The sequence below is a fragment of the Phycicoccus sp. genome (assembly GCF_035325325.1).
Lineage (GTDB): Bacteria > Actinomycetota > Actinomycetes > Actinomycetales > Dermatophilaceae > Phycicoccus.
Genome location: NZ_DAOLAC010000006.1, coordinates 99,910 through 119,720, shown reverse-complemented (window position 1 = coordinate 119,720; position 19,811 = coordinate 99,910). Strand labels below are relative to the sequence as shown.

Here is a 19,811-nt window from a genome sequence, read left to right as displayed (position 1 = left end):
GATTCCGGTATTGGCTTGCTTCAGCGCCTTGATAACGCCGTTTCCGGCCGCCCGCGCCCTCCTCGACGCCAAGGGTCGGGGCACGGACATGCCGCCGCCGGTCCTCGTGCCCGAGGCGCGCACCCTCGAGGGCCTGGCCACCGACGTGCCCGAGTACGCCCGGGCCCTCGTGGCGGCGTTCTGGCCCGGTCCGCTGACCATCGTCCTGCGCGCCCAGCCCTCGCTCGCCTGGGACCTCGGCGAGACCGGCGGCACCGTCGCCCTCCGGATGCCGGACGACGAGGTGGCGCTCGCCCTGCTCCGGGAGGTCGGGCCGATGGCGGTCAGCAGCGCCAACCGCACCGGGTACCCGGCGAGCCGCACCGTCGTCGAGGCCGCGACGCAGCTCGGGGCGAGCGTGGAGTTCTACCTCGACGGCGGACCGAGCACCGGCGGGCTCGCCTCGACCATCGTCGACTGCACCCGCGAGGAGCCGGCCGTCCTGCGCCTGGGGGCGCTCTCCGAGCAGGAGGTCATGGACGTCGTCGAGCGGTCGCGGACCGACGCCCTAGAGTTGTCGCGCGCCGAGACCGACGCGCAGACCCAGGACGAGCCGCGGGAGACCACTGACGATGAGTGACACGTTCTACGGATCCGACGTCGACGCCCTGGCCGCGTTCGACCCCGAGATCGCCTCGGTCCTCACCGGCGAGCTGGCCCGGCTGCGCAGCGGCCTCCAGCTCATCGCCAGCGAGAACCTCTCGAGCCCGGAGGTGCTCACCGCGCTCGGCTCGACGCTCTCGAACAAGTACGCCGAGGGCTACCCCGGCCGGCGCTACTACGGGGGCTGCGCCGAGGTCGACAAGGCCGAGTCGCTGGCCATCGAGCGCTGCAAGGCCCTCTTCGGCGCCGACCACGCGAACGTCCAGCCGCACTCCGGCGCGAGCGCCAACCAGGCCGTCTACGGCGCCTTCCTCAAGCCGGGCGAGACGATCCTCGCGATGAGCCTGCCGCACGGCGGCCACCTGACCCACGGCTCGAAGGTGTCGTTCTCCGGCAAGTGGTTCGACGCGGTGCACTACGGCGTCGACAAGGACACCGAGGACATCGACTACGCCGAGGTGGAGCGGCTCGCCAAGGAGCACCGTCCCAAGGTGATCCTCGCCGGCGGTTCCGCCATCCCGCGGCTCATCGACTTCGCGCGCTTCCGGGCGATCGCGGACGAGGTCGGGGCGATCTTCTGGGTCGACGCCGCGCACTTCATCGGGCTCGTCGCCGGTGGCGCCATCCCCAGCCCGGTGCCGTACGCCGACGTCGTCTCCTTCACGACGCACAAGGTGCTCCGCGGCCCCCGCTCGGGCGCGATCATCTGCACCGCAGAGCACGCGGCGACCATCGACAAGGCCGTCTTCCCGATGATGCAGGGCGGGCCGCAGATGCACTCGATCGCGGCGAAGGCGGTCAACTTCAAGGAGTGCGCCACCCCCGAGTACGCCGCGTACACCCGACAGGTCGTCGCGAACGCCAAGGTCCTCGCGCAGTCGCTCGGCGAGCACGGCATCCGTCCGACGACCGGTGGCACCGACACCCACCTGAGCCTCCACGACCTCCAGGGCGTCCTCGTCACCGGTGTCGACGCCGAGGCGCGCAGTGACGCCGCGGGCATCACGCTCAACAAGAACGCCATCCCCTTCGACCCGCAGAAGCCGAACATCGCCTCGGGCATCCGGGTCGGCACGCCGTGCGTCACGACCCAGGGGATGGGGGAGGACGAGATGCGCACCATCGCCCGGCTCATCGCCCGGGCGGTCGTCGACGGCGACGCCGACCCCGAGCACGCGGTCTCCCGCGAGGTCCGCGCCGAGGTCACCGAGCTCGTGGGGGCCTTCCCCGCGTACCCGCGACCGGCCTGAGCCGCCCCGGAGCCCCTCACCCGTGTCGATGCCGACCCCGCCGAGCGATCCGGAGCCGCGGCTCCTGACGCGGCTCAACCGTCGGGGCTTCCGGCTCGTCATGCTCCTCGACGGCCTCGCGGTCCTCGGCCTGTCGGTCCTGACGATGCTCGTGCGCTACGGGCTGCCGCCGTGGTCGGTCTACACCGTCCCGCAGTACGCGCTCTCGTTCTCGGTGTCGGCGCTCATCTTCCTCGTCGCGTTCTACTTCGGCGGGCTCTACGAGCGGGAGCCGCGGCTCGGTGGCGCGGCGGTGCTGCCGAGGGCCGGCCGGCTCTCGCTCGCGGCCGGGAGCTTCGTCGCCCTCCTCAACCTCGCCCTGAGCGGGCTGGCGCGCCAACGCGGCTCCTCGCTCACCGAGCGGGTCCTGCCGTTCCCCATCTCGCACCTCGTCGTGGTCATCGTCCTCGCGGCGCTGGCGGTGGCCGTCAACCGCGGCGTCGTCCACTGGCTGCGCACCCGGCGCGAGGGACTGCCCCGGGTCGTCCTCGCCGGCGTCGCCCCCGACATCGCCCTGGCCCGCGAGCACGTCGAGGTCAACGGCTCGATGCTCGAGGTGGTCGCCGAGGTCGACGACCCGCACGCGGTCGTCGAGACCGTCGCGCGCACCGACGCCACCGACGTCCTCCTCCTGACCGCCGGCTGGCTGGACCTGTGGTACCCGCGCACCATCGGGCGCCTCGACCAGCGCGACGTCACCGTGCTGCTGCGGGTCGGTGGCCGCGAGACCCTGTTCGGACTCGACCGGCTGCGCGAGGTGGCCGGGTTGCCCTTCGTCCTCCTCATGCCCCAGACGATGGCCGCCTCGCAGCGGCACTTCAAGCGGCTGCTCGACCTCGTCCTCGTCCTCGTCACCGCCCCGGTGTGGCTCCTCCTGCTCGCCGGGGTGGCGCTGCACCAGCTGGCCGTCGCCGGCCGTCCGCTGCTCTACCGGCAGACCCGGGTCGGGGTGGGGGGAGAGACCTTCGAGATGGTCAAGTTCCGCACCATGCGCACCGACGCCGAGGTCGCCGGCGCCCAGCTGTCCTCCGGCTCGGCCGACCCGCGGGTCATCCCGGCCTGCCGGTGGCTGCGGGCCACCCGGGCCGACGAGCTGCCGCAGATCCTGCACATCCTCACCGGCCGGATGTCCGTCGTCGGGCCGCGCCCCGAGCGCCCCGAGCTCACCGAGGGGTTCGAGAAGGAGATCGCGGGGTACACCCGTCGGCACGAGGTGCCGCCCGGGCTCACCGGCCTGGCCCAGATCCACGGGCGCTACCACACCGACGCCGAGTACAAGCTGGGCTACGACCTGCAGTACCTCGTCAACTGGTCGCCGCTGCTCGACCTCGAGATCATCGCCAGGACCATCTGGGTGGTCCTGGCACGGCGGGTCTGACCTGCGGTTTTGCCCTCGGGTACCGCTTGTGATAACTTTCACAAGCCGTCCCGGAGACCCCTCCGCCACGACCACCGAAGAGGCCGATCACGGATGACCGACCCCCAGGAGAACGCCGTCGCCCCCGCGGGCGCACCGTTCGCGGTGATGCTCCGTGGGGCCCTCGTCCCGGCCACGGTCGCCGGCGTCCTCGCCGTCGTCGTCCTCGCGCTCGTCCGCGGCGGCGACTCGGTCGTCGGCTCGCTGCTCGGCCTCGCCGTCTCGGTCGGGTTCTACGCCTCGGGGATGTTCCTCCTCAGCCGGCTCGTCCGCAGCGCCAGCCCGCACGCGTTCTTCGCCGTCGCGATGGCCGTCTACCTCGGCCAGGTCCTCGCGCTGCTCGTCTTCTTCATCGTCTTCCGCGACGCCTCGTGGGTCGACGGCACCGCGCTCGCGGTGACCGCGCTCGTCGTGACGCTCGCCTGGCAGGCCTTCGCCTACCGGGCCATGAAGACCGCCCGCTTCCCGATCTACGACGAGCCCGACGACACCCCACGGGACCCGTCGTGACGGCCCCCCGGGCCGCCGGTCCCGCCGTCGCGACCACGCGCGGGGGTCGGGTAGCGTACGTCCAGTCCACCCGGGAGCCCGTCGCCGGCACCCGTGACGTCCCCGAGGAGAAGGTGTGAGCCCGACCGTGGTCTCCGCTAGCTTGCTGCCCGCCGCCGTCGCGACCGCGGGGGGTGGCGAGGGTGGCTTCAACACCCCGGGCGTCGCGAACTTCTGGTGGCCGGTCATCCCCTTCGACGGGACCGGCCCCTGGGCGCTCACCCGTCCGGCCCTCGTCCTGCTCATCTCGGTCGGCCTGCTCGCGTGGTTCTACGTCGGCGCCACCCGCAAGCTGAGCGTGGTCCCGAGCAAGAGCCAGTTCCTCGTCGAGGGCTCCTACAACTTCGTCCGGAACACCATCGGGCGCGACATCATCGGCAGCAAGGACTTCCTCCAGTTCGTCCCGCTGCTGCTCACCCTCTTCACGCTCATCCTCGTGAACAACGTGTTCGGGATCTTCCCGTTCATCCAGTTCCCGACGATGAGCCGGGTCGGCATCCCGATCGTCCTCACGCTCATCGTGTACATCACCTACCACACGGTCGCGATCCGCCGGAAGCACGGCGTGGTGCCCTACTTCAAGAGCCTCGTCCCGCCGGGCCTGCCGGGCTGGCTCAAGCCGATCCTCTTCGTGCTCGAGTTCCTCACGTACTTCGTCATCCGGCCGCTGACCCTCGCCCTGCGACTCTTCGGCAACATGCTCGCCGGGCACCTCATGCTCCTGGTCTTCATCGTCGGCGGCGAGTACCTCCTCCTCGAGGGCGACAACCTCTTCCTCCGGTTCTCCGGCGTCCTCTCGTTCGCCTTCTCGATCGGGATGACCTTCTTCGAGCTCCTCATCGAGTTCCTCCAGGCCTTCATCTTCACGCTGCTCGCCGCGCTGTACATCAGCGACGCGGTGAGCGAGCACCACTGACCCCCGGCCTCGTCCGGGAGCACGACCCACGTACCACCCCCGACGCCGGGACCGGCCCGGCGCCACCGAAAGGAACACACGACATGTACGGCTCCATCGCCTACCTCGGCTACGGTCTCGCCGCGATCGGCCCCGGCATCGGTGTCGGCCTGATCTTCGCCGCCTACATCAACGGTGTGGCCCGTCAGCCCGAGGCCCGCGGCATGCTCCAGACCATCGCCTTCACCGGCATGGCGATCACGGAGGCGCTGGCCATCCTCGGTCTCGTCTTCGCCTTCGTCTTCCAGGGCACGAACCCCAACTGACGAACGTCCGGCCCCGCGTGGGCCGGACCCCGCTCGACCTGAACCGACGAGATAAGGACGCGATGTGATCACCGCATCCGTAGTGGCCGCCGAGGGCACTGGTTACCCCTCGGGCTTCCCGCTGCTGCCCCACCCCGGCGAGATGATCATCGGGGTCATCGCCTTCGGCATCCTGTACTGGCTGTACAAGACCAAGGTGGTGCCGCGCCTCGAGGAGCTCTACGAGGAGCGTGCCGCCGCCATCGAGGGCGGCATGCAGCAGGCCGAGCAGGCCCAGGCCGAGGCCCGCGCCGCGCTGGAGCAGTACACCGCCCAGCTCGCCGAGGCCCGCGCCGAGGCCGGCTCGATCCGTGAGTCCGCCCGGGAGCAGGGCGCCCAGATCGTCGCGGAGATGCGCGCCCAGGCCCAGGCCGAGGCGACCCGCATCACCGAGGCGGCCAAGCGCCAGGTCGAGGCCGAGCGCCAGCAGGCGGTCGTGCAGCTCCGCCAGGAGGTCGGCGCGCTGTCGACCAGCCTCGCGAGCAAGATCGTCGGGGAGTCCCTCGAGGACGAGGTCCGCCAGAAGGGCATCGTCGACCGGTTCCTCGCCGAGCTCGAGGCCGGCGAGGTCCGGCCCGAGAAGGTCGCCCCGGCCGGGCAGGACGCCTGATGCGTGGCTCGTCCCGCGGTGCCGCGAAGGTCTCCCAGGAGGCCCTCGACGCCGCCCTGGGCAGCGCCGACGCGGCCACCCTCGCCGAGGAGCTCTTCGCGGTGACCGGCGTCGTCGAGGGCACCGCGTCGCTGCGGCGCGCCCTCGCCGACCCGTCCCGCGAGGGCGAGGCGAAGGCGGCGCTGGCGCGCTCCCTGTTCGGCGGGAAGGTCGGCGAGCCCACCCTCGGCCTGGTCGCGACCGCGGTCGGGCAGCGCTGGGCCGGCGAGCGCGACCTCGGGGACACCCTCGAGAGCCTCGCCGTCCAGGCACTGCTCGCGAGCGCCGAGTCGGCGGGCCGGATCGACCGCGTCGAGGACGAGCTGTTCCGCTTCGAGCGGATCGTCGCCGCCGACCCCGGTCTGCGCGACACGCTCTCGAGCCGGAACACCGACGCCGACGGCAAGGCGGGGCTGGTCCGCACGCTGCTCGCCGACAAGGCCGCCCCGGAGACGGTGCGCCTCGCCGAGCAGGCGGTGCGCGTGCCGCGCGGGCGCCGGCTCGACCGGGTCATGGAGACCTACCTCGAGCTCGCCTCGCGCCGCCGCGACGAGCTCACCGCGCTCGTCACCTCCGCCGTGCACCTCGACGAGCAGCAGCAGGCCCGCCTGCGCGGCGCGCTCGAGAAGCACTACGGCAAGCACGTCGCGCTGCAGGTGGTCCTCGACCCGTCCGTCATGGGCGGGATCCGCGTCCAGGTCGGCGACGAGGTCGTCGACGGCACCGTGCTGCGGCGCCTCGACGAGGCCCGGCGGCACCTTTCCGGCGGCTGAGCCCACGCACTCCCAGAACCGAACACGCACCACCCCACACGAAGACTTCGGCCCCACGGGGGGCCGGTGACCGAGGAGAAGATCAGACATGACGGAGCTCTCGATCCGTCCGGACGAGATCCGGGACGCGCTGGACAGCTACGTGCGCTCCTACGAGCCGGGCACGGCCTCCCGCGAGGAGGTGGGCCGCGTCACCGACGCGGGTGATGGCATCGCGCACGTCGAGGGTCTGCCCTCGGCGATGACCAACGAGCTGCTCCAGTTCGAGGACGGCACGCTGGGACTCGCGCTCAACCTCGACGTCCACGAGATCGGCGTCGTCGTCCTCGGCGAGTTCTCGGGCATCGAGGAGGGCCAGGAGGTCAAGCGGACCGGCGAGGTCCTCTCGGTCCCCGTCGGCGACGCCTTCCTCGGCCGGGTCGTCGACCCGCTCGGCACCCCGATCGACGGGCTCGGCGACATCGCCTCCGACGAGCGTCGCGCCCTCGAGCTGCAGGCCCCCACGGTGGTCCAGCGCAAGTCGGTGCACCAGCCGCTGCAGACCGGCCTCAAGGCGGTCGACGCGATGACCCCGATCGGCCGCGGCCAGCGCCAGCTGATCATCGGCGACCGCCAGACCGGCAAGACGACGGTCGCGGTCGACACGATCATCAACCAGAAGGCGTTCTGGGAGACCGGCGACCCGGAGAAGCAGGTCCGCTGCATCTACGTCGCCATCGGCCAGAAGGGCTCGACGATCGCCTCCGTGCGCGGCACCCTCGAGGAGGCGGGCGCGATGGAGTACACGACCATCGTCGCGGCCCCGGCCTCCGACTCCGCGGGCTTCAAGTACCTCGCGCCGTACACCGGCTCGGCCATCGGCCAGCACTGGATGTACCAGGGCAAGCACGTCCTCATCGTCTTCGACGACCTGTCCAAGCAGGCGGAGGCCTACCGCGCCGTCTCGCTCCTGCTGCGCCGTCCGCCGGGCCGCGAGGCCTACCCGGGTGACGTCTTCTACCTGCACAGCCGGCTGCTCGAGCGCTGCGCCAAGCTCTCCGACGACCTCGGCGCGGGATCGATGACCGGCCTGCCGATCATCGAGACCAAGGCCGGCGACGTCTCGGCGTACATCCCGACCAACGTCATCTCGATCACCGACGGCCAGATCTACCTCCAGGCCGACCTGTTCAACGCCAACGTGCGCCCGGCCATCGACGTGGGTGTCTCGGTCTCCCGGGTCGGCGGCGCCGCCCAGATCAAGGGCATGAAGGACGTCGCGGGCCGGCTCAAGCTCGACCTCGCGCAGTACCGCGCCCTCGAGGCGTTCGCCATGTTCGCCTCCGACCTCGACCCGGCCTCCCGGGCCCAGCTGGCCAAGGGTGCCCGCCTCGTCGAGCTGCTCAAGCAGCCGCAGGCCGCGCCGGTGCCGGTCGAGGAGCAGGTCGTCTCGATCTGGATGGGGACCACGGGCAAGCTCGACAGCGTCGCCGTCGAGGACGTGCGCCGCTTCGAGGCCGAGTTCCTCGACCACCTGCGCCGCACCAAGCCCGAGCTCCTCGCGGCCATCCGCGAGACCGGCAAGTTCGAGGAGAGCACCGCGCAGGCGCTCGAGTCCGAGGTCGAGTCGTTCAAGGCCAAGCTGTTCGACGGCAGCGGCGCCGACGGCGTGCAGGCGGGTGACGAGGCCGAGGACGGGGCCGCCGACAAGGCGATGGACTCCGACCAGGAGCAGATCGTCCGCCAGAAGCGCTGAGCGCACGGTCCACCGAGCACACACCACGAAAGGCGGGATGACATGGGAGCGCAGATCCGGGAGTACCGGCAGCGCATCCGGGCCGTCACCTCGACGAAGAAGATCACCCGGGCCATGGAGCTCATGGCCGCCGCCCGCGTCGTCAAGGCGCAGGAGGCGGTCCGTGAGTCCACCCCGTACGCCCGCGCCCTGACCCGCGCGGTCTCGGCGGTCGCGACCTTCTCCAACGAGGACCACCCCCTCACCTCCGAGAAGGAGGACGTGCGCCGGGCCGCGGTGGTCATCATGACCTCGGACCGTGGTCTGGCCGGTGCGTACAGCTCCTCGGTCCTCAAGGAGAGCGAGCGGCTCGTCGCGCGCCTGCGCGAGGAGGGCAAGGAGGTCGTCCCGTACCTCCTCGGCCGCAAGGCGATCGGCTTCTACCGGTTCCGCCGTCGCGAGTTCGCGGCGGAGTGGAGCGGGTTCTCCGAGAAGCCGACCTTCGAGGTGGCACGCGAGGTGGGGGAGCGGCTGGTCGCGGACTTCACGACCGCCACCGACGAGGGCGGCGTCGACGAGGTCCACATCGTCTTCACCCGGTTCGTGTCGATGGTCACCCAGGAGCCCGAGGTCATCCGGCTGCTGCCGCTCGAGGTCGTCGAGGGCGAGGAGAAGCCCGCGGCCGAGGACCTCCTGCCGCTCTACGAGTTCGAGCCGAGCGCGACCCAGGTGCTCGACGCGCTCCTGCCGAAGTACGTCAACGCCCGGATCTTCAACTGCATGCTCCAGGCCGCGGCCTCCGAGCTCGCCGCCCGCCAGCGCGCGATGAAGTCGGCGACCGACAACGCCGAGGAGCTCATCAAGAAGTACACCCGGCTGGCCAACCAGGCCCGCCAGGCCGAGATCACCCAAGAGATCAGCGAAATCGTCGGTGGCGCCAGCGCGCTGGCCGAGAGCAAGTGAGAGAGAGACCCATGACTGCCACTGTCACCGAGAAGAGCGAGGCGACCGCGGCCGGCGGCGTCGGCCGGATCTCCCGCATCATCGGCCCGGTCGTCGACGTCGAGTTCCCCGTCGACGCGATGCCCGAGCAGTACAACCTGCTGACCACCGAGGTCGAGATCGGTGGCGAGACCAAGGCGCTCAACCTCGAGGTCGCGCAGCACATCGGCGACAACATGGTCCGCGCGATCTCGCTGCAGCCCACCGACGGCCTCGTGCGCGGCACCGCCGTCCAGGACACCGGCGGTCCGATCACCGTGCCCGTCGGCGACGTCACGCTCGGCAAGGTCTTCAACACCACGGGCGTCTGCCTCAACCTCGAGGAGGGCCAGACCCTCGACGTCCAGGAGCGCTGGGGCATCCACCGCACCGCGCCGGCGTTCGACCAGCTCGAGTCCAAGACCCAGATGTTCGAGACCGGCATCAAGGTCATCGACCTCCTCACGCCGTACGTCCAGGGCGGCAAGATCGGCCTCTTCGGTGGTGCGGGCGTCGGCAAGACCGTCCTCATCCAGGAGATGATCGCCCGCGTCGCCCGCGACCACGGTGGTGTCTCGGTGTTCGCCGGCGTCGGCGAGCGCACCCGTGAGGGCAACGACCTCATGGTCGAGATGGAGGAGGCGGGGGTCCTCGGCCAGACCGCCCTCGTGTTCGGCCAGATGGACGAGCCGCCGGGCACGCGTCTTCGGGTCGCGCTCTCGGCGCTCACGATGGCCGAGTACTTCCGCGACGTCCAGAAGCAGGACGTGCTCCTCTTCATCGACAACATCTTCCGCTTCACCCAGGCCGGCTCGGAGGTCTCGACCCTCCTCGGTCGGATGCCCTCCGCGGTCGGGTACCAGCCGACCCTCGCCGACGAGATGGGCGTCCTCCAGGAGCGCATCACCTCGACGCGTGGTCACTCGATCACCTCGATGCAGGCGATCTACGTCCCCGCCGACGACTACACCGACCCGGCGCCGGCGACGACCTTCGCCCACCTGGACGCGACGACCGAGCTCTCCCGCGAGATCGCCTCGCTCGGCATCTACCCGGCCGTGGACCCGCTCACCTCGACGAGCCGGATCCTCGACCGCCGCTACATCTCGACCGAGCACTACGAGACCGCGGTCCGGGTCAAGCAGATCCTCCAGCGCAACAAGGAGCTGCAGGACATCATCGCGATCCTCGGCATCGACGAGCTCTCCGAGGAGGACAAGATCCTCGTCAACCGGGCGCGTCGCATCCAGCGGTTCCTCTCGCAGAACACCTACGTGGCCAAGCAGTTCACCGGCATCGAGGGCTCGACCGTCCCGCTGGCGGACACCATCGAGGCCTTCACGAAGATCTGCGACGGCGAGTACGACCACGTCGGTGAGCAGGCCTTCTTCATGTGCGGTGGCCTCGACGACGTCGAGCGCCAGTGGGCCGAGATCCAGAAGAACCTCTGATGGCCGCTCTCCAGGTCGAGCTCGTCGCCGCGGACCGCAAGGTCTGGGAGGGCGAGGCCAGCCAGGTCAGCGCCCGGTCGGTCGAGGGCGACCTCGGTGTGCTGCCCGGCCACCAGCCGACGCTCGTCGTCCTCGCCGAGGGCGAGGTGCGGATCAACGCCGGCGGCTGGAAGAGCGCCGTCGTCGACGGCGGCTTCATGTCGGTCGACCACGACCGCGTGACGATCGTCGCCGAGACGGTGGACGCCGCGGGCATGGGCTCCTGACGACCGGGGCGGGGACGGGCTGCGGATGGATGCACTGGTCGCCTCCGAGCTCGTCCTCGCCCTCGTCGTCCTGGTCGTCGTCGGCGCGTTCACCTTCGTGTGGGCGCGCCGACGCTTCATCTCCGGGGACGGCCGGCCGGTGATGCTCTGCGCGCTGCGCGACGAGCCCGGCGCGCGCTGGCGGCTCGGGCTGGCCCGGCTCGGCGCCGAGCGTTTCGAGTGGTTCAGCATCGTCGGGCCCTCGCTGCGGCCCGAGGTCTCGTGGCTGCGCGGCGAGGTGCAGCTCGGCTCGCCGCAGCCGACGTCCGACGTCATCCCCGGACTGGCCGAACCGGTCGCGGTCACCGGCCGGGCCGCGGGGCGCTCGTGCGAGTTCGCCTTCGTCCCGGCGGCCTACACCGCCGTCCGGGCCTGGCTGGAGTCCAGCCCGCCCGGCTTCAACGTCAACGTCGCCTGAGCCTCCCCCTCGAGTCGCCGCGCGTATCGGGTGACCCGATATCACCGCGCTTCACCCGAGATCGCTTCTCCCGCGAAGCGCGCCCGTATCGGGTGACCCGATACGCGTGCGTCGTGGTGCGGGTCAGGGGCGGGGGGCATCCTCCCGGCCGCCGCCCGGCTGCCAGAGGACGTCGCCTCCGGCGTCGACGTTCGCGGTGCGGGCGAGGACGAAGAGCAGGTCCGAGAGCCGGTTGAGGTACCGCGCGGTGCTCGGGTTGACCCCGCCGTGCCCGCGCTCGGTCCCCGGGTCGGTGCCGTACTCCTCGATGGCCGACCACGTCGAGCGCTCGGCCCGGCGCACGACGGTGAGGGCCTGGTGCAGGTACGCGGCGCCCGGGGTACCACCCGGGAGGATGAAGGATCGCAGCTTCTCCAGCGGCGCCAGCCACCGGTCGCAGTCGGCCTCGAGCTCGGCCACCCACGCGTCCTTGACCCGCAGCGGCGGGTACTCGTAGCTCTCCTGGAGGGGGGTGCAGAGGTCGGCCCCGACGTCGAACAGGTCGTTCTGCACCCGCAGCAGCACGCCGCGCACCTCCTCCGGCAGGCCGCCGCAGGCGATGGCGACCCCGAGTGCCGCGTTGGCCTCGTTGACGTCCGCGTAGGCCGCGAGCCGGCGGTCGGTCTTGCGGGTGCGGCTGAGGTCGCCGAGGGCCGTCGAGCCGTCGTCGCCGGTCCGGGTGTAGATCCGGGTGAGGTTGACCATGGGCCCAGCCTGTCAGATGCCGCCTCGGGCCACCGCTGTGGCAGGAAGGTGCCAGTGACCGGTCGTTGCCGATTCGTGACCGTGGCGCGTGTATCAGGACGGGGGGCTGTGCGTCCATATGGGCACACGACGGACGTGGAGAGGAGCAGGACGTGGCCGACCGGGGGGCACCCAGTGTGACCATGACCGAGCAGGAGGACGGACGGGCCGTGCTCCTCACCGTGGCCGGGCGGCTCGACGCCCGCAGCGCGGCCGACCTGCGCACCACGCTCCACCGGCTCGTGGCGCAGGGGCGCGACCCGATCCTCCTCGACCTCGCCGAGGCCCACATCGGCGACGCGTGCGCCCTCGGGCTCCTCCTCGAGGTGCACCGCCGGGCGGGGCGCGCGGGGCGCCGGCTGACCATCGTCGCGGCCGACGACCGCACCCGCCGCCTCCTCGTCCGGGTGCGCCTGCACGGGCTGCTCGCCGAGTCCGTGGCCGCCCGTCGCGGGATGCTCGCCGTCGCCCGCTGACGCCGTCCTGCCCGCCGCCACGTACCCGACGTGGCGGGCCTCACGTGTGGGCACTCTCACCGCGCAAGCGCCTACCTCCCGCGCGGGGCCGCGGCTAGCGTTCCCGGCATGTCCGAGAGCAGCGCCGCACCGCGTCCCGAGCGCGACCGCCCGTGGGTCATGCGCACCTACGCCGGCCACTCGAGCGCCGCGGCGAGCAACGCGCTCTACCGGCGCAACCTCGAGAAGGGCCAGACCGGGCTCTCGGTCGCCTTCGACCTGCCGACCCAGACCGGCTACGACCCGGACCACCCGCTGGCCCGCGGCGAGGTCGGCAAGGTCGGCGTCCCGATCTCGCACGTCGGCGACATGCGCGCGCTCTTCGAGGGCATCCCGCTGGCCGAGATGAACACCTCGATGACGATCAACGCCACCGCGATGTGGCTGCTCGCGCTCTACCAGGTCGTCGCGGAGGAGCAGGCCGAGGCGGCGGGCCGGGACCCGCACGCGGCGGTCCGGGCGCTGGCCGGCACGACGCAGAACGACATCATCAAGGAGTACCTGTCGCGGGGGACCTACGCCTTCCCGCCGGGCCCGTCGATGCGGCTCATCACCGACCTCGTGGCGCACACCGTCGCCGAGATCCCGCGGTGGAACCCCATCAACATCTGCAGCTACCACCTGCAGGAGGCCGGCGCCACGCCGGTGCAGGAGGTGGCCTACGCGATGTCGACGGCCATCGCCGTGCTCGACGCGGTGCGCGACTCCGGGCAGGTGCCGGGTGAGCGGTTCGGCGAGGTCGCCGCGCGGATCTCGTTCTTCGTCAACGCCGGGGTGCGGTTCGTCGAGGAGATGTGCAAGATGCGCGCCTTCGTCCGGCTCTGGGACGAGGTGACCCGCGAGCGCTACGGCGTCGAGGACGCGAAGCAGCGACGGTTCCGCTACGGCGTGCAGGTCAACTCGCTCGGCCTCACCGAGGCCCAGCCCGAGAACAACGTCCAGCGCATCGTCCTCGAGATGCTCGCGGTCACCCTGTCCAAGGACGCCCGCGCCCGGGCCGTGCAGCTGCCGGCCTGGAACGAGGCGCTCGGGCTGCCCCGGCCGTGGGACCAGCAGTGGTCGCTGCGCATCCAGCAGGTGCTCGCCTACGAGTCCGACCTGCTCGAGTACGGCGACCTCTTCGAGGGGTCGGTCGTCGTCGAGACCAAGGTCGAGGAGCTCCTCGCCGGGGCGCGCGCGGAGATGGCCCGGGTCGCCGAGCTCGGCGGCGCCGTGGCGGCCGTCGAGGGCGGCTACATGAAGTCCGAGCTCGTCGCCTCGCACGCCCGGCGCCGGGCGCGCATCGAGGCCGGCGAGGAGGTCGTCGTCGGTGTCAACCGGTTCGAGTCCACCGAGCCCAACCCGCTGACCGCGGACCTGACGACCGCGATCCAGGTCGTCGACCCGGGGGTCGAGGCGGCGGCCGTCGAGGCGGTCCGCCGGTGGCGCGAGGAGCGCGACGCCGACCCCGCCCGGCGCGAGCGCGCCGAGGCCGCCCTGGCCCGGCTGCGCGAGGACGCCGCGACCGAGGCCAACCTCGTCCCGGCCACCCTCGAGTGCGCCCGGGCGGGCCTGACGACGGGGGAGTGGGCCGGCGCCCTGCGCGAGGTCTTCGGAGAGTTCCGCGCCCCGACGGGCGTCAGCGGCTCGGTCGGCGTCGCGGCGGGCACCGCCGAGCTGGCCCGGGTCCGCGAGCTCGTCCGCTCGACCGGTGAGGAGCTCGGCGAGCGGCTGCGGGTCCTCGTCGGCAAGCCCGGCCTCGACGGGCACTCCAACGGTGCGGAGCAGGTGGCCGTCCGGGCCCGCGACGCCGGCTTCGAGGTCGTCTACCAGGGCATCCGGCTGACGCCCGAGCAGATCGTCGGGGCGGCCGTCGCCGAGGACGTCCACCTCGTCGGGCTCTCGATCCTCTCCGGGTCGCACATGGAGCTCGTCCCCGAGGTCCTCGAACGGCTGCGGGAGGCCGGCGCCGCCGACGTGCCGGTCGTGGTCGGCGGGATCATCCCGGAGGCGGACGCCGCCCGCCTCGTCGAGCTCGGGGTCGCGGCCGTCTTCACCCCGAAGGACTTCGGGCTGACCGACATCATGGCGCGCTTCGTCGACGTCATCCGGGCCGCGCGCGGTCTGTCGGCGGTCGCCGGGGAGCCGGTAGCCTCCGGCTCGTGACCGGCACGACGGGAGAGGGCCTCGCCCGCGCTCGCACGCACGCCGTCGCGACCTGGACGGTGCCGGTCGCCGCGGCGGGCCTGCCGGTCGCCGTCCTCACCGCGCCGTGGGGCGCCCTGGGCTGGGCGGCCTCGGGCGCGGCGCTCATCGCCCTCGCCTTCGTCGCGGTGCTCGTCCGCCGACCGGTCCTCGCGGGCCTGGCCACCGGGGTGCTGCTCGGCGTCCTCGTCGTCGCGGTCGCCCTCGGGGCGGCCGTCCTCGGAGGCCTGCTGTGACCCACCCGAGCGCGACGGCGGGCGGGCCCCGGCGACTCCCGTGGCACGGGCCGGCCAGCCTCGCGGCGTCGGTCGCGGGGTCGCTCGTCGGCGCCGTCGTCGTCCTCGGCGCGTTCCCGCTGTGGCCGGTCGTCGGGGCGACGGTCCTCGCCGGGGTCGTCCTGCTCGCCGTGCCCCGGCTGCGCCAGGTCGGCACCGGACTGCTCGCCTCGAGCCTCCTGGTGCCGACGCTGGCGCTCCTGCTGCAGGTGGTCGGCAGCGAGGTGAGCCTCAGCCCCTGAGGGCGTCGGTCAGGGCGTTGGTGAAGGCCGGCAGGTCGTCCGGGTTGCGGCTCGTGATGAGGTTGTCGTCGACGACCAGCTCGCGGTCCTCCCACGTCGCGCCCGCGTTGCGCAGGTCGGTCTGCAGGCTCGGCCACGAGGTGAGCGTCCGGTCGCGGACGACGTCGGCCTCGGCGAGGGTCCACGGCGCGTGGCAGATGGCGGCCACCGGCTTGCCGGACTCGACGAAGGTGCGCACGAAGGACACGGCGTCGGCGTCGGTGCGCAGGGCGTCCGGGTTGGCGACCCCGCCGGGGAGGACGAGCGCGTCGTAGTCGCCGACCTCGGCCTCGGCGACGGTGACGTCGACGGGGAAGGTGTCGGCCTTGTCGAGGTGGTTGAAGGCCTGGACCTCGCCGGACTCGGTGGAGACGAGCACCGGGCGGTGGCCGGCCTGCTCGACGGCCTTCCAGGGCTCGGTCAGCTCGACCTGCTCGATGCCCTCGGTGGCGACGAGGAAGGCGACGGTGCGGGCGGTGGTGTTCGTGTCGGTCATGGGTGCGCGCTACCCGCGGGTCGGTGCCGGCAAACGAGCGCCGGGGCTACCGTGGCCGGCATGGCGCTGCACTGTCCGGCCACGCTCGTCCTCGCCCGCCACGGGCAGGCCGCGTACGACGACCCCGACGTGCTGAGCGACGCCGGGGGGTGGCTGACCCCGACCGGCCGGGACCAGGTGCGAGCCCTCGCCGAGGGGCTGCGCCCGGAGCGGGTCGCGGCGGTCCGGACGAGCCCGATGGCCCGCGCCGCGGAGTCGGGCGCACTGGCTGCGGAGGTCCTCGGGGTGGGGTCGACCGTCGTCGACGGCCTCGAGGAGGTGCACGTCGGCGACACCGCGGGTCGTCCCGAGGGCGACCCCGCGTTCCAGGACGTGTTCGACGCGTGGCTGGGCGGTGACCTCGACCGGCGGGTGCCGGGTGCCGAGAGCGGGCACGAGGTCGTGGCGCGGGTCCGCGAGGCGCTGCTCGGCATCGCCGACGAGTTCCGGGGCGAACAGGTGCTCGTCGTCACCCACGGCGGGGTGATGGCGTTCGCCGTGCCCCGGCTCTGCGACAACCTGCGGGACGACCACGTGCTCGGCCACGGGTTCGTCCCGAACGCCGTCCCCCTGCGGCTCACCGTCGGCGACGACGGCTGGACGGCCGGGGCGTGGCCCGCCTGAGAGGACGCGCGCCGCTCAGAAGAGGCGGTGCTCGGTGTCGTCGATGCCCCGCAACGCGTCGTAGTCGAGGACGACGCACCGGATGCCGCGGTCCTCGGCGAGCGTGCGCGCCTGCGGCTTGATGACCTGCGCCGCGAAGACGCCGGTCACCGGGGCGAGGTGCGGGTCGCGGTTCATCAGCTCGAGGTAGCGGCTCAGCTGCTCGACGCCGTCGATCTCGCCGCGGCGCTTGATCTCGACGGCGACGTGGCCGCCGGCGGCGTCCCGGCAGAGGATGTCGACCGGCCCGATCGCGGTCATGTACTCGCGACGGGAGAGGGTGTAGCCGTCCCCGAGGGTCGTGATGTGCTCGGCGAGCAGGCGCTGGAGGTGGGCCTCGACGCCGTCCTTGACCAGCCCGGGGTCGACCCCGAGGTCGTGCGAGCTGTCGCTGTGCACCTCGTGCAGCCGCACCCGCAGCCGGTCCTCGGACTTGGCGTGCTGGACGACCCACACGGCGCTCACGCCGTCGGCGGCCTCGGTCTCGTCCGGGGCGACCTCGGCCATCGCGCACGGCGGCGACATCCAGTTGAGCGGCTTGTACGAGCCGCCGTCCGAGTGCACGAGGACGGAGCCGTCGGCCTTGACGAGGAGCAGCCGGGTGGCCAAGGGGAGGTGGGCGCTCAGCCGTCCCTCGTAGTCGACCGAGCACGTCGCGATGACCATCCGCACGAGCGTGAACCCTACCGGGGCGCGACCCGAGACCCCGGCGCGGGCAGATGCTTAGTACGCTTGAACTAATGAACTCCCACGACAGCTCCCGGTACAAGTGGGTCGCCCTCTCGAACACGACCCTCGGCGTCCTCATCGCGACGATCAACAGCTCGATCCTGCTCATCGCCCTGCCCGACATCTTCCGCGGCCTCGGCATCGACCCCCTGGCGCCCGGGAACAGCAGCTACCTGCTCTGGCTGATCATGGGCTACCTCGTCGTCACGGCGGTCCTCGTCGTCAGCTTCGGACGGCTCGGCGACATGTACGGCCGGGTGCGGATGTACAACGCCGGCTTCGCCATCTTCACCGTCTTCTCGGTGCTGCTCTCGGTCACCTGGCTGAGCGGCACCTCGGGGGCGCTCTGGCTCATCGTCATGCGCATCCTCCAGGGGGTCGGTGGGGCCCTCCTCATGGCGAACTCGAACGCGATCATCACCGACGCCTTCCCGAGCGACCAGCGCGGCCTCGCCCTCGGCCTCAACATGGTCTCCGGCATCGCCGGGTCCTTCCTCGGCCTCGTCATCGGCGGCGTCCTGGCACCCCTGCAGTGGCGCCTCGTCTTCCTCGTCTCGGTCCCGGTCTCCCTCTTCGGCACCGTGTGGGCCTACCGCAAGCTGCGCGACACCGGGCTGCGGCGCCCCGGCGGCATCGACTGGTGGGGCAACGTGACCTTCGGGGTCGGCCTCGTCGCCCTCCTCGCGGGCATCACCTACGGCATCCAGCCCTACGGCAGCCACCTCATGGGCTGGACCGACCCCGCCGTGCTCGCCGCCCTGGGCGCCGGGGTCGTCCTGCTCGGCGTCTTCACCTGGGTCGAGACCCGGGTCGAGCACCCGATGTTCCACATCGACCTCTTCCGGATCCGCGCCTTCGCGGCGGGCAACGTCGCCAGCCTGCTCTCCGGGCTCGGCCGCGGCGGCCTGATGTTCATCCTCATCATCTGGCTCCAGGGCATCTGGCTGCCCGAGCGCGGCTACTCGTTCGAGTCCACGCCACTGTGGGCCGGCATCTTCATGCTGCCCCTCACCGTCGGCTTCCTCGTTGCCGGGCCGGTGTCCGGCTGGTTGTCCGACCGCTACGGCGCCCGGCCGTTCGCGACCGGGGGGATGGTCATCGCCGCCCTGAGCTTCGGCTGGCTGCTCCTGCTGCCCGTGCAGTTCGGCTACGCGTCGTTCGCCGGGGCGATCTTCCTCAACGGCTTCGGGATGGGCCTGTTCGCCTCGCCGAACCGGGCGGGGATCATGAACGCGCTGCCGTCGATCCGCCGCGGGGTCGGGGCCGGGATGAGCACGACCTTCCAGAACACGGCGATGGTGCTCTCGATCGGCATCTTCTTCTCGCTCATGGTGCTCGGGCTCGCGGGCTCGCTGCCGTCGGCGATGACGAGCGGGCTCGAGGCGCACGGGGTGAGCGCCGCGCAGGCCCACCAGGTGGCCGCGCTCCCGCCGGTCGCGGTGCTCTTCGCCTCGCTGCTCGGCTACAACCCGATGGGGTCCCTCCTCGGCCCGCGGACGCTGGACCGGCTGCCGCCCGCCGACGCGCAGTACGTCACCGGGCACGCGTTCTTCCCGCAGCTGGTCTCCGGCCCGTTCCACGCCGGGCTGACCGTCGCCTTCGCCTTCGCCATCGCAGCGTGCCTCGTCGCCGCCGCCGCGTCGTGGCTGCGCGGCGGACGGTACGTCCACGTGGACGAGCCGGAGCCGGCCGAGGCGCCGGCCGGAGCGCGACCCGCGGAGGTGGCCACGTGAGCGACGACGTCGCGGGCCTCGCCGGCCGGCTGCGCACCGAGGTCAACCGGGTCGCGTACAACCTGCGCACCCCGGCGACCCGGCTCGGCATCACCCCGACCCGGCTGTCGGCGCTCGCCGCCCTCGAGAAGCACCCGGACGGCCTGCGCTCCGGCGACCTCGCGGCCCGGATGGGCGTCTCGGCGGCGAGCATGACCCGGCTCGTCGACATCATGCTCGAGGCCGGCTGGGTCGAGCGCGAGCGGGACCCCGAGGACCACCGGGCGTGGCTGCTCCGGCTGGCGGCGGCGGGCGCCGAGGCGCTGGCCGGCTTCCGGCGCGAGAGCACCGGCCAGTTCGCCGAGGACCTCGCGGCGCTCAGCGCGGACCAGCGCGCGGTGCTCGAGGCGGCCGTGCCGGTGCTGCGCGAGCTCGCCGACCGGGCCCTCGTCCCCGCCCCCTGACCTGCGACGGGCCCGGCGGACCGCTTGTGGTCGTGAGGTCCGCGGCGCACACTGGACCTCGAGGTGAGGCCGATGAGGGCAGCCCTGGTGCCGCTGTTCTTCGTCGCGCTGCCCGGGACCCTGTTCATCCTCGTCGCCGTGGGTCTGCGCTGGTTCGCCGGCGGCCCCACGCCGCGCCCGGTCTCGGCGCTGGCCCGGCTGCTGCGCCGGTACGGCGGGCGG

23 protein-coding genes are annotated in these 19,811 nt (G+C 72.3%); 20 read left to right on the top strand and 3 right to left on the bottom strand.

Annotated elements, in window-relative coordinates; translation table 11 throughout:
* The 13 genes from PKA89_RS06555 to PKA89_RS06495 all read left to right on the top strand — a co-directional run.
* Nucleotides 1-619, top strand: a 619-nt coding sequence (locus tag PKA89_RS06555) for an L-threonylcarbamoyladenylate synthase (RefSeq protein ID WP_324417788.1), incomplete at its 5' end; no start/stop codon positions are given.
* The gene (gene glyA / locus PKA89_RS06550) at nucleotides 612-1,892 is read left to right on the top strand and encodes a serine hydroxymethyltransferase (protein WP_324417786.1); all 1,281 of its coding nucleotides are present in this window, start codon (nucleotides 612-614) and stop codon (nucleotides 1,890-1,892) included. The genes PKA89_RS06555 and glyA, both read left to right, overlap by 8 nt.
* Nucleotides 1,893-1,920: 28 nt before the next feature.
* Nucleotides 1,921-3,309 (top strand): sugar transferase, encoded by a 1,389-nt coding sequence (locus PKA89_RS06545; protein ID WP_324417808.1) that lies wholly within the window; start codon nucleotides 1,921-1,923, stop codon nucleotides 3,307-3,309.
* Between the two features lie 93 nt (nucleotides 3,310-3,402).
* A complete protein-coding gene (locus PKA89_RS06540; RefSeq protein ID WP_324417784.1) occupies nucleotides 3,403-3,858 on the top strand; it encodes a hypothetical protein in 456 nt (151 codons plus the stop codon).
* 115 nt (nucleotides 3,859-3,973) lie between these two features.
* Nucleotides 3,974-4,813, top strand: coding sequence for a F0F1 ATP synthase subunit A (atpB, locus tag PKA89_RS06535; RefSeq protein ID WP_324417782.1), 840 nt, complete (start codon nucleotides 3,974-3,976; stop codon nucleotides 4,811-4,813).
* An 83-nt stretch (nucleotides 4,814-4,896) separates the two neighbouring features.
* A complete protein-coding gene (atpE, locus tag PKA89_RS06530; protein ID WP_030527793.1) occupies nucleotides 4,897-5,118 on the top strand; it encodes an ATP synthase F0 subunit C in 222 nt (73 codons plus the stop codon).
* A gap of 64 nt (nucleotides 5,119-5,182) precedes the next feature.
* Nucleotides 5,183-5,767, top strand: coding sequence for a F0F1 ATP synthase subunit B (locus PKA89_RS06525; RefSeq protein WP_324417775.1), 585 nt, complete (start codon nucleotides 5,183-5,185; stop codon nucleotides 5,765-5,767).
* Nucleotides 5,767-6,579 carry a F0F1 ATP synthase subunit delta gene (locus PKA89_RS06520; protein ID WP_324417773.1) on the top strand — a complete coding sequence of 271 codons (813 nt, stop codon included), beginning with the start codon at nucleotides 5,767-5,769 and terminating at the stop codon, nucleotides 6,577-6,579. The genes PKA89_RS06525 and PKA89_RS06520 overlap by 1 nt, the downstream gene beginning before the upstream one ends.
* 88 nt (nucleotides 6,580-6,667) lie before the next feature.
* The gene (gene atpA / locus PKA89_RS06515; protein ID WP_324417771.1) at nucleotides 6,668-8,314 is read left to right on the top strand and encodes a F0F1 ATP synthase subunit alpha; all 1,647 of its coding nucleotides are present in this window, start codon (nucleotides 6,668-6,670) and stop codon (nucleotides 8,312-8,314) included.
* Nucleotides 8,315-8,356: 42 nt separating this feature from the next.
* Complete coding sequence (locus tag PKA89_RS06510; RefSeq protein ID WP_324417769.1) at nucleotides 8,357-9,256, top strand: F0F1 ATP synthase subunit gamma; 900 nt, start codon at nucleotides 8,357-8,359, stop codon at nucleotides 9,254-9,256.
* A gap of 11 nt (nucleotides 9,257-9,267) precedes the next feature.
* Entirely contained in the window at nucleotides 9,268-10,725 is a 1,458-nt protein-coding gene (gene atpD / locus PKA89_RS06505) for a F0F1 ATP synthase subunit beta (protein ID WP_324417767.1), read from the top strand.
* Entirely contained in the window at nucleotides 10,725-10,991 is a 267-nt protein-coding gene (locus PKA89_RS06500) for a F0F1 ATP synthase subunit epsilon (protein WP_324417765.1), read from the top strand. Before atpD ends, PKA89_RS06500 begins: the two co-directional genes overlap by 1 nt.
* A 25-nt stretch (nucleotides 10,992-11,016) precedes the next feature.
* On the top strand, nucleotides 11,017-11,448 hold the full coding sequence (locus PKA89_RS06495) for a DUF2550 family protein (RefSeq protein ID WP_324417763.1): 432 nt from the start codon (nucleotides 11,017-11,019) through the stop codon (nucleotides 11,446-11,448).
* 123 nt (nucleotides 11,449-11,571) lie between these two features.
* Here the strand turns inward: PKA89_RS06495 and PKA89_RS06490 are convergent, their stop codons facing one another.
* Nucleotides 11,572-12,192: a cob(I)yrinic acid a,c-diamide adenosyltransferase gene (locus PKA89_RS06490; RefSeq protein ID WP_324417761.1), complete on the bottom strand. Its 621-nt coding sequence runs from the start codon at nucleotides 12,190-12,192 to the stop codon at nucleotides 11,572-11,574.
* Between the two features lie 182 nt (nucleotides 12,193-12,374).
* Here PKA89_RS06490 and PKA89_RS06485 point away from each other — a divergent pair, with 182 nt between their 5' ends.
* From PKA89_RS06485 to PKA89_RS06470, 4 genes are all read left to right on the top strand, one after another.
* A complete protein-coding gene (locus PKA89_RS06485; RefSeq protein WP_324417759.1) occupies nucleotides 12,375-12,707 on the top strand; it encodes an STAS domain-containing protein in 333 nt (110 codons plus the stop codon).
* Nucleotides 12,708-12,815: 108 nt separating this feature from the next.
* Complete coding sequence (locus PKA89_RS06480; protein WP_324417757.1) at nucleotides 12,816-14,891, top strand: protein meaA; 2,076 nt, start codon at nucleotides 12,816-12,818, stop codon at nucleotides 14,889-14,891.
* Nucleotides 14,888-15,166, top strand: coding sequence for a hypothetical protein (locus PKA89_RS06475; protein WP_324417755.1), 279 nt, complete (start codon nucleotides 14,888-14,890; stop codon nucleotides 15,164-15,166). The genes PKA89_RS06480 and PKA89_RS06475 overlap by 4 nt, the downstream gene beginning before the upstream one ends.
* Entirely contained in the window at nucleotides 15,163-15,447 is a 285-nt protein-coding gene (locus PKA89_RS06470; protein ID WP_324417753.1) for a hypothetical protein, read from the top strand. The genes PKA89_RS06475 and PKA89_RS06470 overlap by 4 nt, the downstream gene beginning before the upstream one ends.
* Here the strand turns inward: PKA89_RS06470 and PKA89_RS06465 are convergent.
* Nucleotides 15,437-15,982: a type 1 glutamine amidotransferase domain-containing protein gene (locus PKA89_RS06465; protein ID WP_324417751.1), complete on the bottom strand. Its 546-nt coding sequence runs from the start codon at nucleotides 15,980-15,982 to the stop codon at nucleotides 15,437-15,439. The genes PKA89_RS06470 and PKA89_RS06465 overlap by 11 nt on opposite strands.
* Before the next feature lie 60 nt (nucleotides 15,983-16,042).
* Between PKA89_RS06465 and PKA89_RS06460 the strand changes: the two genes are divergently transcribed.
* Nucleotides 16,043-16,645 (top strand): histidine phosphatase family protein, encoded by a 603-nt coding sequence (locus tag PKA89_RS06460; RefSeq protein WP_324417749.1) that lies wholly within the window; start codon nucleotides 16,043-16,045, stop codon nucleotides 16,643-16,645.
* Between the two features lie 15 nt (nucleotides 16,646-16,660).
* On the opposite strand, the gene nucS is transcribed toward PKA89_RS06460, so the two are convergent.
* Nucleotides 16,661-17,356 carry an endonuclease NucS gene (gene nucS, locus PKA89_RS06455; RefSeq protein ID WP_324417747.1) on the bottom strand — a complete coding sequence of 232 codons (696 nt, stop codon included), beginning with the start codon at nucleotides 17,354-17,356 and terminating at the stop codon, nucleotides 16,661-16,663.
* Between the two features lie 68 nt (nucleotides 17,357-17,424).
* Here nucS and PKA89_RS06450 point away from each other — a divergent pair, with 68 nt between their 5' ends.
* Nucleotides 17,425-19,146, top strand: coding sequence for an MFS transporter (locus tag PKA89_RS06450; RefSeq protein ID WP_324417745.1), 1,722 nt, complete (start codon nucleotides 17,425-17,427; stop codon nucleotides 19,144-19,146).
* Nucleotides 19,143-19,589: a MarR family transcriptional regulator gene (locus PKA89_RS06445; protein WP_324417743.1), complete on the top strand. Its 447-nt coding sequence runs from the start codon at nucleotides 19,143-19,145 to the stop codon at nucleotides 19,587-19,589. The genes PKA89_RS06450 and PKA89_RS06445 overlap by 4 nt, the downstream gene beginning before the upstream one ends.
* The last annotated feature ends 222 nt before the right edge of the window (nucleotides 19,590-19,811 follow it).

Coding starts and splice junctions, on each gene's coding strand:
- glyA (WP_324417786.1), top strand. CDS start 612: ATGAGTGACACGTTCTACGGATCCGACGTCGACGCCCTGGCCGCGTTC.
- PKA89_RS06545 (WP_324417808.1), top strand. CDS start 1,921: ATGCCGACCCCGCCGAGCGATCCGGAGCCGCGGCTCCTGACGCGGCTC.
- PKA89_RS06540 (WP_324417784.1), top strand. CDS start 3,403: ATGACCGACCCCCAGGAGAACGCCGTCGCCCCCGCGGGCGCACCGTTC.
- atpE (WP_030527793.1), top strand. CDS start 4,897: ATGTACGGCTCCATCGCCTACCTCGGCTACGGTCTCGCCGCGATCGGC.
- PKA89_RS06520 (WP_324417773.1), top strand. CDS start 5,767: ATGCGTGGCTCGTCCCGCGGTGCCGCGAAGGTCTCCCAGGAGGCCCTC.
- atpA (WP_324417771.1), top strand. CDS start 6,668: ATGACGGAGCTCTCGATCCGTCCGGACGAGATCCGGGACGCGCTGGAC.
- PKA89_RS06510 (WP_324417769.1), top strand. CDS start 8,357: ATGGGAGCGCAGATCCGGGAGTACCGGCAGCGCATCCGGGCCGTCACC.
- atpD (WP_324417767.1), top strand. CDS start 9,268: ATGACTGCCACTGTCACCGAGAAGAGCGAGGCGACCGCGGCCGGCGGC.
- PKA89_RS06500 (WP_324417765.1), top strand. CDS start 10,725: ATGGCCGCTCTCCAGGTCGAGCTCGTCGCCGCGGACCGCAAGGTCTGG.
- PKA89_RS06495 (WP_324417763.1), top strand. CDS start 11,017: ATGGATGCACTGGTCGCCTCCGAGCTCGTCCTCGCCCTCGTCGTCCTG.
- PKA89_RS06490 (WP_324417761.1), bottom strand. CDS start 12,192: ATGGTCAACCTCACCCGGATCTACACCCGGACCGGCGACGACGGCTCG.
- PKA89_RS06485 (WP_324417759.1), top strand. CDS start 12,375: ATGACCGAGCAGGAGGACGGACGGGCCGTGCTCCTCACCGTGGCCGGG.
- PKA89_RS06480 (WP_324417757.1), top strand. CDS start 12,816: ATGTCCGAGAGCAGCGCCGCACCGCGTCCCGAGCGCGACCGCCCGTGG.
- PKA89_RS06465 (WP_324417751.1), bottom strand. CDS start 15,982: ATGACCGACACGAACACCACCGCCCGCACCGTCGCCTTCCTCGTCGCC.
- PKA89_RS06460 (WP_324417749.1), top strand. CDS start 16,043: ATGGCGCTGCACTGTCCGGCCACGCTCGTCCTCGCCCGCCACGGGCAG.
- PKA89_RS06450 (WP_324417745.1), top strand. CDS start 17,425: ATGAACTCCCACGACAGCTCCCGGTACAAGTGGGTCGCCCTCTCGAAC.